The organism is Ruegeria sp. CDSA236 (assembly GCF_059611285.1).
Genome location: NZ_JBXWPG010000004.1, coordinates 160,150 through 174,789 on the forward strand (window position 1 = coordinate 160,150; position 14,640 = coordinate 174,789).

The following is a 14,640-nucleotide window of genomic DNA, read 5'->3' on the forward strand; positions in this document are numbered from 1 at the left end:
GGACCGATTTTCCATGGGGAGACGGACAGAACAGGTTCCCTAATTAGGCTGTTATTTGCGACTCTAAGGAACGATGACAGCGCGTCCCGTGAACTTGCGGTTTTTGAAATCGTCAATCGCTTGATTGATGTTATCAAGCGAATACTCAGTCTGGTGCATCTTCACCAACCCATCGGCATTCAGCTCCATCAACTCTACAAGTTCGGTATAGTCTCCAACCAGGCTACCGCCGATTTTGATTTCATTGACTACCAGGTCGACAGTCGGGATCTCGATCTTACCACCATAACCCACAACGATCAGTTCGCCGCCTTGCCGCAAAAGCTTCCAGCAAATGTTCTCGACGCCAAGCTCGCCGACAAAGTCGATGACAACATGGCTACCACCGCCAGTGACATCCATGACCTGTTCGATCAAATCCGGACCACCATCAAGAACAATGTCGGCACCAAGTTCCTTGGCCAGAACCTGCGCGCCTGGCTCACGGTCTACTGCGATAACTCGGGCGCCGCACAGGTTCTTCAAACACTGAATCGCAATATGCCCTAGGCCACCAACGCCCAGAACAGTGACATATGCGCCTGGGTAAACCAGTTCGGCCGCACGCTTTGCGGCGCGATATGCAGTAATGCCCGCATCAGCCATAGGGGCAACTTCCAAAGGAGTCACATTGGTGTTCAACTTGATCAATGAGCTCTCGTTTGTAACGAAATACTCTGCAAATCCGCCGTCCAGACCGAGGCCGGGAAACAAGCCATGATCACAATACATATCGTGGCCATACCGACAGTTTAAACAGATCCCGCAACTGCGATGTGGATGGCAAATCACCGCATCACCGGGTTTGACAGAGGTCACGTTGCTGCCAACATCTTCCACCCAACCGGCATTCTCATGGCCCATAATGTAAGGCAAAAGGCTGCCTTCGACATCCATGATATCTTTCCAGACGCCTTCAATGATGTGCAAATCAGTACGGCACAAACCTGCGGCACCGACTTTCACAATCACCTCATCCGGAGAATTTACCGTTGGGGCAGCGACCTCTTCGATCTTTAGCTGAACATTCATGGCCGGATCGTAATCATACAAGCGTGCGGCTTTCATGTTTCATTCCTTTTCTTAACTTATTTTCGGGTCTTCAAATGCGATAGGTTACGGGCGGCCCAACAATTCGGCACCGCCACCCAGGGCCGGGCCTTCGGTCGGATCGGCTTCACCTTCTGACAGGTCACCGACCAGTGTTTCAGTGGTCAGGATCAGCGTTGCGACTGATGTCGCATTGACCAAGGCACTGGCAGTGACACGAACGGGATCGATTATTCCTGCTTCAAACATGTCTCGGAACTCGCCCTTTGACGCATCAAAACCGTGCCCTCTTGGACCGGCCGTAATGGATGCAATCACTGCATTCGGATCCGCGCCGGCGTTGCTGGCGATCCGTTCGACTGGACGGGTCAGAACCGAGCGAACCAATTCAACACCTTTGCTGACATCGCCGTCATTCGCCGAAACGATGCCTTCCAGGACCGAGCCAATCTGAGCAAGCGCCGTTCCACCACCTGCGACGACCCCATCTTCAGAGGCCGCGCGAACCGCACAGAGGGAGTCCTCGATCAACTGAATTTTGCGCTTTTGTTCAACAGGTGTGAAACCACCGGCATAGATAACAGCAGTTCCGCCGGATAGTTTGGACACACGCTCACGCAACTTGTCCTGCTCAATATTCGGCGGAGCGGCGTCATGCTGGCGCTGCACCTGCGCGCGTCGAGCGCGCACAGCAGCCGGGTCACCGTCACCCTTCAGTATGCTGGTCAGAGAGGATGTAACCCGCGCCTTTTGAGCACCACCTAGTTGTGCCAATGTGACGTTTTCGATCTTTTTGCCAAGGTCACGCGCAAGCACTTCACCGCCGGTCATGATCGCAAGATCATCCATCATCGCGGCGCGCCAGTGACCATACTCGGGTGGGTGCACAATCAGGTATTTGCCCGCACCGTTATTGTCCATCAACGAGATCACGACTTCTGGCGCAATTTCTTCAGCGATCACCAACAAAGGTCGTTTCTGTTCGTCGGCAATGCGTCTTGCATTATCCAGAATCTCAGGACGCAGGATTTTTTGATCCGTCATCAAAATCAGCGGATTCTCCAGGACCGCTTCCATGTTTTCACGGTCCGTCACCATATGATGTGAGATATAGCCCCGCTCGAAGGACATACCCTCGACCACCTCAAGCGTTGTGTCGATCGTCACCCCGAAATCGGCAGTGATTACACCCTCTTTCCCTACACGTTTGAAAGCTTCGGCAACCAACGATCCCAGTTCAGGTTCTGTTGCGGACACCCGCGCGACGGATTCCAGATAGCTGGGGTTGTCGTCGCAGGATCGCGATGCCTCATCCAGCGCGTTGATGATTTTGTGTACAGCCAGCTCTATGCCTTTGCACAAATCCACGGGTTTGACACCCTCGGCGGTCAATTCGACGCCTTTCTGGATCAACGCATTGGCCAGAACTATTGCAGTGGTCGTACCGTCGCCCGCGACTTCATTGGTCTGCATCGACACTTCACGGACCACTTGGGCACCCATGTTTTCAAACCGGTCGGACAACTCAATTTCGGATGCGATGGATACACCGTCCCGGGTCACCAAAGGGGTGCCGACGGGCCGGTCAATCATCGCGTTCAGCCCCTTGGGACCAAGGGTCGGCTCCACTGCCGCGGCCAGTTTGGAAACACCCTTGGCGAGCGCCCGCCGTGCTGTTCCGTTGTGTATCAGTAGTTTTGCCATGACTTCTCCCTTCCATCGGCTTAGAACCGATGGCTTCTTATGTTGACGGTTACGCGTGAAACGTTTTTAGCTGCGGGCTTCAGAAACTCTTGGTGGCACCCGGTTCTGAATGAAATCGATCAATGTCGGTCCATCTTCACCAATTTCAACCTCCTTGTACCGTGTGGATTGAAGCCCCCGACAAAGCGCGCCGTTGAACTCCATGTTGATGCGAACACCCCTGAGCTTACCCAGGTAATCGCGCAATCCAGCCGCTGTTAGACGGTCACCTTCCCAAGTGACAAAAGCCGGATCTTCTGCTGATTTTGCCAAGTTTTGGGACAGCAGCAATTCGCGGTAACGCGGTTTCTGCTTAGACTCCTCACCGCCGGAAAACTCGATGGCGTCAAATTCTGAAAGTGTCATGTTGACGATCTTGGGCCTGGAAAAACCTTTGGCTTCCAACCCAAGCAATACGGTTTCCTGACGGCGTATAAATGCCTTCTCCAGAAACTTCGCACGGATTGAATTGAGATCATCACCATTACAATATTCAGCGAACACTTCGGTGAAGTCTTTCTCACCGTTAACGCCGTCATTCACTCGATCTGCAAAACAGTGATCATTAAGGGTGACTCTCACCTTATGAACCCAACTCAGCTTGCAAAGCTCATGGCGAATATCAAACGCCATGAGAAAAGCAAAATTTGGAGAGCACCAATAGGTCGGGAGCCGAAATTCCACCTCTACAAGTTTTGAATCGATGTTCACATCAACAAGTTCGACAAACCCCATATCGGTGATCGGTTCGTCCAACTCAGGATCCGTGACCAGATCGAGACGTTGCCAAATCTCCAACTCCAGCTCATCTTTGTGCATCTCCAAAAACATCGGCTTACTCCGCCGCGATCTGCACTGGTGATGCGCTAAGCTCAGCCTTCTTAGCTTCGACATCGATATCGTAAAGCGCTGCTGCATTCAGACCCAGGATCTTTTCTTTGATCTCATCGGTCAGTTGAACGCCGCGTTCTTTGGCGATGTCTTCAGGGATCTGATACTCCCAGAATTGCTCAACAAGCCATTGAGGGGTCCAGATTGCATAGTCCGAGCCGAACAGGATCTTATCCTCGCCGATCCAGAACAGCAGTTCCGCCATCACTTCACCGAAATACCTGGGACGGGTGAAAATGAACGGCATGGCAACGGCAAGACCGCCGTAGACATTGGTTTCCTGCGTCGCAATCCAGCAGAAATCATCCAAGCGCGGCAATCCGCAATGCTCAATTATCCAGTTCAGATTCTGGAAATCGGTAGCGGCATAATCCACATCACGAACGTCAAACGCATCCATGCTGAGCGGAATGATGGTCGGACCTTTGTGAACATGGATATTCTTGATACCCAGCTTGTCGCACAGTTCAAAGCACTTGTAAGCGGCAGGGTCATTGAGGGCCCAACCTTTGCTTTCTCCGTTCCATTCAGCGGTGTACATTTTGACACCTTGGATATCGAAGTTTTCCTTCATGTAATGGATGTATTCCAGCGCTTTCTCACCGTCTCTCGGATCGAATGACCCGTTCACGATAAAGCGCTCAGGATGGCGCGAGGCCATTGAGCTGCTGCGCTCAATGCTAGAAAAACCATTCTTGTAGAAGTCGCGCAGATATGTCGACTGGATGATCGCCACATCATCAGGCCCATCGATGAACAGATCCCGATAGACATCGTCTTCCGAGTACTTTTCGAACCGTCCTTTTTCCCACAGCTGTTCCGGCGGGCTTAGGTTGGTGTGGTAAGCATAAAAGCAGTCAATGAACTGCTTACCGTGAATATTGCTCTGGTTTTCCGGGCTGCCGTCCCAAAAATGAGTGTGACCGTCGACCACGAATATTTCTTTGCCATCTTTGGTTTTAAACATCGATTCCTCCTCAGGTAGTCTGAATTTTCACGCCGTGAAGTTTGGGAATGCGAACCCGAGCAAAGCCGGGTTCGCACATCGATTTTGTCACTCGATATATTCGAAGACGTCGTCCATGTTTCCAAACAGGACGACGGTGTTGTCATCGACCCGGACCATCCGGCCATAATGAGTGGACGTGTTGACTTCGAAAGTTTCCGCAGTCATTTCGCGACCCAGAAATTCACTGATCTCATCCATTTTGAAAACCAGTTTGCCCTCGCCGTCGACACGGATGGTCGCAGGGTTGTGGGTTACTGTGACTTTGGGATCTTCGCCCATGAACTCGGCAATCGCCCGGGCTTCAACAGAGTCATTCATGGTCACACCGCACTGGTGCGAAATGGTCTGTTCAAACTTGATTTCGTTCATCGGCTTGAAGATGTTTTGTTTTGAAGCGTCGCGTGCTGTACTCGACATCGTAAATTCTCCTTTGGGTTAGCGGCTCAGGCCAAGTTCAGACAGGATTTGGCCAAGACGCTCTTGCGAGACGGCTTTGACATCTTCGAAAGCAACGGGCTTGGAATGCGGCTGTGACCAGACTGGTTGCAACGCCAGTACGGCTTTGTCAGCCAGATCAGCATGTTTCTTGATCCAAGTTTGGAACAATGCCTTGTTATGCGCACCATGCTCTTCATCGTTTGCCAGCAGGTACATAAGGTCGATTGTGTTCGCGAGGTTGCGCTCATAATCGGCCTCGGCGGCCGAGATAACTGGCGGCGTGATGAAGTCATTGTTCGCAGCGGCGGCCTGCATCAGGAAACCCGACCGGAAAAGCTCGCCAACCAGCGGTTCAAAGATCAGATTGATCGCGAAATACTGCTCAAGGTAGTCTTCCGACCCCATGATGGTTTCGATCGCCTCGCGGCACGGTTGCCACATTGGATCTTCCAGCCAGGCTTTCTTGCCCAGTTCATCGTTCCAACCTTCGATATCCATTCCGATCTCGGCCAGATACAACGTGATGTCCTGGCACAACCGCATTTTGTAGGACGAGTTGGTCAACGTGGCGTTGTTGATCATCTGAGTATAGCCATACCGCTGGGCTTGCATCAGAGATGTGCCAAGACCAAACTCTGCATGTTTCCAGGCACCCAAATGAGTTTGCAGGATACGCTCCCAAGCCTTGTCAAACGACTTGTGGGCCCCAGCCTTGCGCGCATTGTCGACGACCGATTTTACCATTGAACAGATTTTGGACTGGCGCTGATAATGCGTGCGCTCCCATTCCTGATCAGGGGCTCGGAAGGCGTGCCAGTTTGAACTCAGCGCAGCTGTATTGTCCTTTTGATAGGCACCGCCACCTTTGCCGCCTTCGAACTCGATGATCCAGTTTTGGATCAGATAGCGTTCGGGATCTGGTTGCACGTCGACAGTTACGTCTTCGTAGTGCGTGGCGCGTTTGCCGCGTGGCTCAAAATAGTTGTATTTGCGGCTGGTCGATCCGACGAACGTTGCAGCGCCTGCGGCACCGGATCCAACGGAACTTGATGTAGCTACCATGGTAGCCTCCCTTGTTGTGTTTCATTCACATGACTAGCGATCAACCCAGCATCAGTGGGTCGATGAACCGGAAGTCGGTGTGAATTTGTCGTAAAAAACGCGCTCGCCATCGAAGTCGTTCATGAACAGCGCCGGCGTCAGTGCATCGATCATCGGAGGGGGGCCGCAGGCGTAAACATCGCCTTCTCCATCGACGTCCAATTCCTTTAGATATTCGTCCACGATCTCGTGAACGAAGCCCCTAGCACCCGTCCAGTTATCGTCATCATCTGCGTGGCTTAACACTGGGATGAATTTCACATTCGCATTGGCGCCAGTGATCTCTGCGATCTCGTCCAGCTTGAACAGATCCTCTTGCGTGCGAGCCCCGTAAAAGAAATAAATATCGCGATCTTCGCCACTGCTGAGTTGATCATGCAGTATTGACCAGACCGGCGACATGCCGGAACCCGCCCCGACCAGGATCACCGGTCCTTGTCGGCCTTCCCGTCGGAAACACATTCCGTACGGTCCGCTGATTTCGACGGTGGCGCCTTTTTTGATCCCCCCTGCGTCGAGCTCGTTTGAGAACCTCCCGTCTGGGTATTTTTTGATGATGAAGGAGAGTTTCTGGGCTTCGCTCGGCGAATTTGCCATGGAGAACGAGCGTGTAATCTTCTCCCCTTTTTCGGTGGTAACCGTGATGTCGACATATTGCCCCGCCCAAAATTTGAGCGGTGTATCAATTTCAATATCAACACCGCGAATGTCATGGGTCAGCTTTTGGAAATCGACAATTCGGCCATTGAATTCTTTGACCGGAATGGATTTCGATAAAACCTCCTCGTCATAGTTCAGGAGTTCAATTTCGACGTCGCTATACGCCACAGTTCTGCACATCAGAACGTGTCCACTTTCCTTCTCAAAGTCATTGAGTGCGAAGGTTGAATACTTGAGCATTTCGGTTTCGCCATCCAACTGGACACATTTGCAAGCCGAACACTGGCCTTCTTTGCATCCATGCGGCAGAGCTATGCCTTGGCGGAAAGCGGCATCGAGAATGGTTTCATCCTCTTCAACCTCTATTTCCAAGCCAACCGGCTCAAAACGAACCCTGTATATTTCACCCATTAGTCGAGTCTCCTGTGTCCCGAAATCACGCGCGGAATTCGGACCTTCCTGTATGCAAGGGCCAATCAAGGCCCTTGCAAAAGATTGCTTTAGTTGAAGGGTGTGATGGTGAAACCAGCACGGTACTCGGCCAGATGTGCTTCACGCTCACCGTCCGACATGCCACGCAGTGCATTAAGCGGCGAGCCAAGGGTATGACCGCGAACATCGTCCAGCGTCCACATATCCTTGTTGTCAAAGCGCAGATGCGGCTGCGGCACCAGTGTCTTACCGTCTTCACGAACGAAGTTGAGGTCTTTGATGGCATCCGCCAGATCCCAACCGTCGTAAACGGTTTCCCACTCACGTTTGCCCGAGAACTTGCCCATCGCCGGCGTTGGCCGACCCTGGTATTCGTCTGCGAACGCTTCAACAGCGGTCCAGCGATCAAGCTCATGTGCAAAGGTGTGCAGCTGACCGTCGATTTCGTCGACAACCATGTCTTCGCGGATCAGGCACGGCACCAGGCACGACCAGCAGCGATGCGGATAAACATAGCCAACTTCTTCGTTGAAGGTGATGACTTTCTGGCCCGGAACGCTCAACTTAGCATACCATTTCCAGAAGTCGCCAAACTCGGCGTACCAACCCGGATACTTGTGCTCAAACCACTCAAAATCTTTCTCGGTCTGAGCTTCAATCCGCCAGAAGTTCACCGGCCAACCGACTGCGAAGAACTGAGCAACTTTGTGCACATAGTTCTTCTCGGTAATCCGCTTCCAGGCTTCCTGCACATCGTCATGATGTACTTTTACGCCGTATTTCTCGAGCGGCAGCATGTAGGTCCGGTAGTAGTCTTCAAAGATCCAGCGATGCCACATCTCCGCATAGGATTCCTTTTCCTTGTCGCGGTTGGTGGTGCCATATTCGATGAACGTACCGATCGCCGCATCAACGATGGCGTGGTTCTGCCAGAAGGAGTACCGCAGGTCGCGTTCCAAAAGCAGATGGTTCTCTGGCTCTTTCAGGGCCGCCATCAGAAGCGAGTGACCGTTACCGATGTGACGGCTTTCGTCAGACTGAACCGACAGGAACACAGTTGGCAAAGCATAATCGCCATTGCGGGCGGCCTCTGAAGGCATTGCCACAAAGAGAGTGTTCGTAAACGCGGTTTCAGCAACAACGGTCAGATACATGCATGCGGCGGTCATTGTGTCGCCGGTGATGAACCCTTCGCCGAATTGACGGCCAATGGTGGTGGCATAACACTTACCAAAGGCTTCTTCGGTGATGTCGAAACCAGCCGGATCGATGTAGTTTTCCATGTACCACTTTTTCAGGTTCATCTGAATTGTGGAGTGACGGAATTCATCAACCATCTGCATGGTGAAACCCGTGCGCAGGTCTTCACCCGGCGCCAGACGAGCCACCATGGCCATCGAACGCGCAGCCGAAATTTCCGGGAACGGAATGATCGCCAGGAACAGCTTCATCCATTCGATCCAGCGCGGTTCAACGTTGCGGAACATGTCACCACGCAGCGCAGCGTCGAGCGCACCGTATACCCGGTTGTCTTTCTCTTCTTCCATCGGGAAGTAAGAGCGCAGAACCTGCTTCATCGGGTCGCGCGGCGCTTTGGTGATCTTATAGTCTGTGGGGAAAGTATTCGCTTCCTGAACATAGGTTGGATTCCAACCCAGGTCCGAAATCTTCTTGGTGGCCTCCCCTACCGAGATTCCTCTCTGAGAGGTAATTTTATTTAGCGTAATCGCCATGCCATGAGACTCCTTTGTTGCTGACCAATTTCTCGGTCGGTTGGAGACAGCGCATGCTGCCGTTTCTTCGACCCGATCACTGAACAGAGCCAAAAGGCACGGTCAGTTGATCCAGTCGTTCGGATCACGGCAAAGGTTTCGGAATGTATGTTCGGCGCTACGCGTCAGTTCCTGCCGAAATCATCGGCGGGCACTCACTTCTTTGGCCGAACCCTCCCTGGTCCTTCGTTCTTGATGGTCCCCGTTTGAACGGGAACGCGGCGTTATGCCTAATTACATGCAAGGGGCATGCCAGATTTTGGATTTGGGTGATAATTTGGCTTGGAAAAGTAGCGTGGTTTATCTAAATCATTGTTTTATATGTTTATTTTATTTCTAAAAATTCTACTTCGTTCACACATGCTGTGAAGAGATCGTGTTTTGACAGTTCCAGAATCCTGTTAAAACTGTCACGTTGCTTTACAAACTTTACGTTCACACCGCTGTTTACACTTAGCGTTACGATTAGGCCGCACGCACGGTAACATGTATTTTTTCTGCGCTTATATTCCGACTTCAGAGGCTTCTTTGCTCGAATTGACGACACACTCTGTGCTGCGTTGAACCTGTTCCGGACCACGCGCCACTTTCAGAGTGCATCTACAGGAGCGCAAATACGTAAGCCCACTACCCGAGCGCTTGGTAACCCAATGCGCAAAACCGATCGCGAATCACCACCTTGGTCAAACAAGCATACCCAACGACAGCAGGACGTTGATTTTTCCCTTTGTAAAACAATGAAACTAATCCGCGTTACACTCTGTAAACATGTTTAACTAATCGCGCCAAGGTTGTGAAAAAAGATGCTTTTTCGAGGCATATTTTGCGCTGAACATTCTTTGTAGACCAGACAACTGATGATAATTTGAGCACTGCAAACATCGCACGTCTTCAGTCAGGTCAGCCGCAATCGGGCGAAGCGTTTAGAGGCAGCACAGTCGAGTAAGGACAGTGTTTAATCGTATCTTTTCGGGGGATCAAATGAGCGACCGAGGCACAATCAAAATCGCCCCAGGTCGCCGCGTGGCAGTGTCTCAAATGTCAGTTCGGTCGTTCGGTTTTCACAGCGTAGGGCATCTGGTCGCAAATCGCTTCGATATCGCTGCTCAAGAGCGCGTGGAGTTCCCGAAGTATTTGTTCACGAAGATCATCCGAAGTTTGTGCCAGCGCCTCTTGCGCGGATACGAGGTTTATCGGGCTTGGCTCGAAAGCCGCCTTTTCAGCCGCATGTGTCAGCAAGCTGTCCTTACCGCACAAATCCAGACTGATTTTGTGCAGGCCCTGAAAGAACCGATCGGTTGCGTCTTTCTGTTTCACGAGAAATCTCTCATCTGTTCCAAGCAACAGCTCGAATTTCTAAAGGAGGTTTGAATGGCCGGTCAATCCTCAGCAGTCTCGGATTTGTTTCTCAAGCGCATGGAACTAATCAACGGTCTGTCGCAAGCCAATGTAGAGCACCTGCGCATTTTACAACAAATCGCCGGCTACGACATCTTACTGATGAAAGACCCGGACTGTGCGCAGACGCTCGATGCAATTGACAAATCTTCGAACGAATTGACCGCTTCACAGGAACATATCGACGCTTTGGAACGCGATGTTGCGAAGATCGATGAACAAATTGAAAACGCCCGCAATCTGGAGGACGGATAATGGTCGAAAATAGTGCCGCAGGGCTTTCTTTGTTTGACCTTCTGGGCCGAGACTGGGCATTGGATGATGCAATAGATCAGGTTCTCTTCAATAAAGAAGACAGTTGTGCAGCCTTCAAACTGACATCTGGAAAATTGGCGTTGGCTGCTGTCGAAGATCTGGAAAGTCCAAAAATTCGAACCCGAATGGATTTGGAAACCGGTCGGACAACCATCCGTCCGCGCGAAAACCCGATAGCGCCGGTTAAGACCCCGGACATCTCTGTCCGTACTGACCTATCCATCGTTCGTTTTGGAGCGCAGGGCTTCGCGGCAACCTGTGACGACGGGGTTCTACGGCAGATCACGGCGGGGGGACAGGTTGTTGACAGGCTCAAGCTGCAAGATCGGAACGTAACAGGTGCCGCAGGCACTAAGAATGGCGATCAAATCGCCATTGCTGCAGACACGCTGATTGAGGTCATCTCAACATCAGAATTGACGTCCGTAGTCACACTCACAACAAGTCATCCTGTTGTTTGCCTGTCATATTCCGACGATGGCCGCGCTCTTGCTAGCTGGGGTGATGGCAAACTGACCCTGTTTGATCTGGGCACCCCCGATACGGCCCCTGTCACATATGACATCGCAAGCGAGATTACGGAAATCAAATGGCGTCATACAGCAAACCATCTGTGTTGTGCCTCAGCTGACAACAGCTTTTATCTTATCGACCGCAGTGCGGGATCGGTCCAGCAGGTCGAAGGATACCCTGCACCGGTTCGCAATGTCGCGTTCAGCAAATCGGCCAATGCGCTCGTGACATCAGGTGCGTTCCGTCTTGTTGGCTGGGACGCAAATGACCTGCCGCAGAATGACGAGGCAGGCACACCAATCGCTACTGGCAAACCCGGCTTTGTCGTACTGAACGCGATTGCCGCACATCCCAAGCGGGACGTTGTCGCAACAGGATATGCCAGTGGTTTGGTGACTTTAGCCAGCGTCGGAACTCCACAAGACATGATGTTGCATCAAGAACGCGGAACCGAAGTGACCAGCCTGGCCTGGTCAAAGACCGGAGAGCATCTGGCAATCGGTTTTGCATCTGGAAAGGCTGCACTGGCGACCTTCCCTTCTCAGATGTTCAAATAAACCACTCCACCCAAGCCATCAGGAGATAGAAAATGTCCAAGACCTTGTCCCCGGAAGAGCAAAGTAAAGATAAATACTTCGCTCAACTATCGAAAATTTCAGAAGCGATGATCGAAGAACATGGCAAAGACTTTGCCATGGGCGCTTTGGTAATGGCGGCGCAATGGATCGCTAAGAACCAGTTGGGCCCGCAAGAAGATATCGTGCACTAGAACTAACTGTGCAGAACTGCCAACACGCCAGCCGCGTCAACCGCAAGCATCCGCCTCATCTGATCAACGGTTACTTCGGAAATCAGCGGCGTCATGCGCCCGATGCCATCATGTGCATCTGGCCCTTCAGCATTGCGAACCGCAGCCAGATCCTGCCCGAAATCACCGTTTAGAACATGAGAATACGCACACATCTCTTGCAAGCGCAGAGTGACGAAATAGAGGCAATCCCCGGTTTCGTCGAACTGGCCTGCGTATGGTTTGGATCCACGTTTTCCGGAACCAGAGAAAGAGGTATGAACAGCAGTGCCCAGGATGGCCTTAACCTGTTGGCGCCAAGCGGCATACGTCCCATCCTGATCAAATTCCAGGCCTGCGCGGTAAAGTCGTTCGCTTACTGCTTTGAACGCGCGACCGCCTGCAATATGACGCCGCCAAAAGTCTTGAGCTTCTTCGATGGTCGTGCACTCGACAAATCGTTTGGCCAGCTTCGGTCTGGATACAAATGCCAGCGCCATATCCACATCTTCAGAAATAGATCGTGCAATCTGCATAGACGGCGTCGGCAAATCATGTTGGAAAAGCAACCGGATCGCATCCAACTGTTCGATCATTCGAAACGTCAATGCGCGAAGCGCCTCCCACTGATCTGTTGTAAGCCCACTGTCCGGCAAATTGACTGCCTCAACCGATGCAGAGTGCAGAGACGCAACCCAGATGGCAGCCTGATCAAACATAAAGAACGTATCGACTGCATGGCTGTCGGTACCAATGTCCCAATCTTCAAGAAAGCTAAAGCCGCGAAATCGGACAATCGTCTTTCGCCAAACGTCATCCAGGTCGAGACCTTTTGCCGACCACATTTGCCGGGTCCGCGCAAGAAGTTGAGGGGAAACACCGGGATAGCTGCGTTCAAAAGAGCCTGGGAAAACATGAGACGTGTCAGATTGCATGTCGAATTTGTCTCTCATTGGGTTGCGTCAGTCTATCAACGATCTCTGACGCGACAAACCATCAATGCAAAGCATCCGCGCCAAACGATACGTAATTTCGACCGATCTTTGGCATTTGAGGTCTGAGGGGTAATCCAATGGTTATGAGTTTCCGACATTCGCAACGTCAGACCGGGCTTTTGAACCACTCGATGGCGCAAGCGATCAAGTTGATGCGGATGCATAAGTTCGAACTACTGAACCATTTGGCGCAAGTCACAGAAGAAAACCCGTTTCTCGAAGCTGGTTCTGAGGACCTTGGAGAGCAATCAGGCGGGTTAGTTGCACCCATGACTGACATGTCCGACACTGTTGCCGACACCAAGACCAGCCTTTACCAAAATATTGCTGAACAACTGCCACTGATTTTCGACAAAAAAAGCGATATCAGCATTGCTTTGGCATTCCTGGCCGAGATCGAACCCAGCGGATGGCTTGGGGCTTCGGTGGATGACGTCGCAGCTGCCTATGGCTATTGCCCCAAAATCTGCGCCGAAGTCCTGTCAAAGCTGCAAACAGTCGAACCGGCTGGACTGTTTGCCCGCGACCTCAAGGAATGCCTGCGCCTACAGGCGAGTGACCGCGGAATTCTAAGCGGAGCTATGTCGAAACTGATCGACAATCTCGACGCACTGATGGATTGCGATCTGCCAGGTTTGGCACGAAAACTCGGGGTGGATCTGGCAGATATTGCACGATGTCTGGATGACATACGCAAAATGAATCCAAAACCAGGGGCTAACTTCGAAATTGATGAAACACTGGCACGGGAAAGTGACGCCACAGTAGAGATCGTTGGTTCCGACCTGTTGATAGCGTTGAATTCGTCAAGCTTTCCGACTGTTCGACTATCGCAGGCGCTGAACTCGAGCGAGCCTGCCAAAGCCGCACTGCAAAATCACCACGTTTCAATGATACGACAAGCCAAGTCATTGCGTTCAGCATTGGAGGTCAGAAACGCAACTGCGATGGCAGTAATTACAGCGATATGTATGCGTCAACGCAGGTTTCTTGCACGCGGATTCTATTCGTTGCGCCCAATGCGCATGAGTGATGTTGCCGAAGACACTGGCTTCAGCGAAGCGACGATAAGTCGGGTCGTGTCAGGTCTGACGATTCAATGCCCATTGGGTAATATTTTGGCCAAATCGCTTTTTTGTGCACCAATTGCCCAGGGTGCCCTGTCCGAGACCAAACATGTGGCGTTGCATCAAATCAGGCGTTTAATTGCGTCCGAAGACAAATTCGCTCCTCTCAGTGATGGAGACATCGCAGTTCATGTGAATAAATCTGGTTTCGCTCTGTCTAGGCGAACAATTACCAAGTACCGGCAATCACTTGGACTTAGCGCACCCAGCGTCAGACGAAAAAACGCCGAAATAGAAATGCTGTCGATAACCGCAAGAAAGGGAAGAACCTTAGGTCAGCGGGGATTTGGCGAGAAACAGAACCTGGGAACCTGAATGTCCCAAGGTAACCCCCAGTGAAACCCGCTATTATTCAGTCAACTGAGAAACA

At 51.7% G+C, this 14,640-nt stretch carries 14 protein-coding genes; 4 read left to right on the forward strand and 10 right to left on the reverse strand.

The annotated features are described in order from the left end of the window. Positions 1–63: 63 nt before the first annotated feature. The 9 genes from AC2FLB_RS08705 to AC2FLB_RS08745 form a co-directional block, all read right to left on the reverse strand. Positions 64–1,107 carry an NAD(P)-dependent alcohol dehydrogenase gene (locus tag AC2FLB_RS08705; RefSeq protein ID WP_496697152.1) on the reverse strand — a complete coding sequence of 348 codons (1,044 nt, stop codon included), beginning with the start codon at positions 1,105–1,107 and terminating at the stop codon, positions 64–66. A gap of 48 nt (positions 1,108–1,155) precedes the next feature. Then, on the reverse strand, positions 1,156–2,793 hold the full coding sequence (locus AC2FLB_RS08710) for a molecular chaperone GroEL (RefSeq protein ID WP_496702055.1): 1,638 nt from the start codon (positions 2,791–2,793) through the stop codon (positions 1,156–1,158). Between the two features lie 66 nt (positions 2,794–2,859). Beyond that, positions 2,860–3,663, reverse strand: coding sequence for an iron-sulfur cluster assembly protein (locus AC2FLB_RS08715; RefSeq protein ID WP_496709072.1), 804 nt, complete (start codon positions 3,661–3,663; stop codon positions 2,860–2,862). A 4-nt stretch (positions 3,664–3,667) separates the two neighbouring features. Next, complete coding sequence (locus tag AC2FLB_RS08720) at positions 3,668–4,690, reverse strand: amidohydrolase family protein (protein WP_496697158.1); 1,023 nt, start codon at positions 4,688–4,690, stop codon at positions 3,668–3,670. An 87-nt stretch (positions 4,691–4,777) separates the two neighbouring features. Further along, the gene (locus tag AC2FLB_RS08725; RefSeq protein WP_496697160.1) at positions 4,778–5,149 is read right to left on the reverse strand and encodes an MmoB/DmpM family protein; all 372 of its coding nucleotides are present in this window, start codon (positions 5,147–5,149) and stop codon (positions 4,778–4,780) included. A gap of 18 nt (positions 5,150–5,167) precedes the next feature. Further along, positions 5,168–6,232: an aromatic/alkene monooxygenase hydroxylase subunit beta gene (locus tag AC2FLB_RS08730; RefSeq protein ID WP_496697161.1), complete on the reverse strand. Its 1,065-nt coding sequence runs from the start codon at positions 6,230–6,232 to the stop codon at positions 5,168–5,170. Between the two features lie 51 nt (positions 6,233–6,283). Continuing rightward, on the reverse strand, positions 6,284–7,342 hold the full coding sequence (locus tag AC2FLB_RS08735) for an NADH:ubiquinone reductase (Na(+)-transporting) subunit F (RefSeq protein WP_496703029.1): 1,059 nt from the start codon (positions 7,340–7,342) through the stop codon (positions 6,284–6,286). 89 nt (positions 7,343–7,431) lie between these two features. After that, positions 7,432–9,096 (reverse strand): aromatic/alkene/methane monooxygenase hydroxylase/oxygenase subunit alpha, encoded by a 1,665-nt coding sequence (locus AC2FLB_RS08740; protein WP_496697165.1) that lies wholly within the window; start codon positions 9,094–9,096, stop codon positions 7,432–7,434. 1,080 nt (positions 9,097–10,176) lie between these two features. After that, on the reverse strand, positions 10,177–10,452 hold the full coding sequence (locus tag AC2FLB_RS08745; RefSeq protein ID WP_496705256.1) for a hypothetical protein: 276 nt from the start codon (positions 10,450–10,452) through the stop codon (positions 10,177–10,179). A 54-nt stretch (positions 10,453–10,506) separates the two neighbouring features. On the opposite strand from AC2FLB_RS08745, the gene AC2FLB_RS08750 reads away from it, so the two are divergent. From AC2FLB_RS08750 to AC2FLB_RS08760, 3 genes are read left to right on the forward strand one after another with little or no spacing between them, the layout of a single operon-like run. Continuing rightward, positions 10,507–10,788 (forward strand): hypothetical protein, encoded by a 282-nt coding sequence (locus AC2FLB_RS08750; protein ID WP_496703025.1) that lies wholly within the window; start codon positions 10,507–10,509, stop codon positions 10,786–10,788. Beyond that, positions 10,788–11,918 (forward strand): WD40 repeat domain-containing protein, encoded by a 1,131-nt coding sequence (locus AC2FLB_RS08755; protein ID WP_496709074.1) that lies wholly within the window; start codon positions 10,788–10,790, stop codon positions 11,916–11,918. Before AC2FLB_RS08750 ends, AC2FLB_RS08755 begins: the two co-directional genes overlap by 1 nt. A gap of 32 nt (positions 11,919–11,950) precedes the next feature. Continuing rightward, entirely contained in the window at positions 11,951–12,130 is a 180-nt protein-coding gene (locus AC2FLB_RS08760) for a hypothetical protein (RefSeq protein ID WP_496697173.1), read from the forward strand. A gap of 2 nt (positions 12,131–12,132) precedes the next feature. Here the strand turns inward: AC2FLB_RS08760 and AC2FLB_RS08765 are convergent, their stop codons facing one another. Continuing rightward, the gene (locus tag AC2FLB_RS08765; protein ID WP_496705258.1) at positions 12,133–13,101 is read right to left on the reverse strand and encodes a hypothetical protein; all 969 of its coding nucleotides are present in this window, start codon (positions 13,099–13,101) and stop codon (positions 12,133–12,135) included. A gap of 125 nt (positions 13,102–13,226) precedes the next feature. On the opposite strand from AC2FLB_RS08765, the gene rpoN reads away from it, so the two are divergent. Then, positions 13,227–14,585, forward strand: coding sequence for an RNA polymerase factor sigma-54 (gene rpoN / locus AC2FLB_RS08770; protein WP_496709075.1), 1,359 nt, complete (start codon positions 13,227–13,229; stop codon positions 14,583–14,585). Positions 14,586–14,640 lie beyond the last annotated feature (55 nt).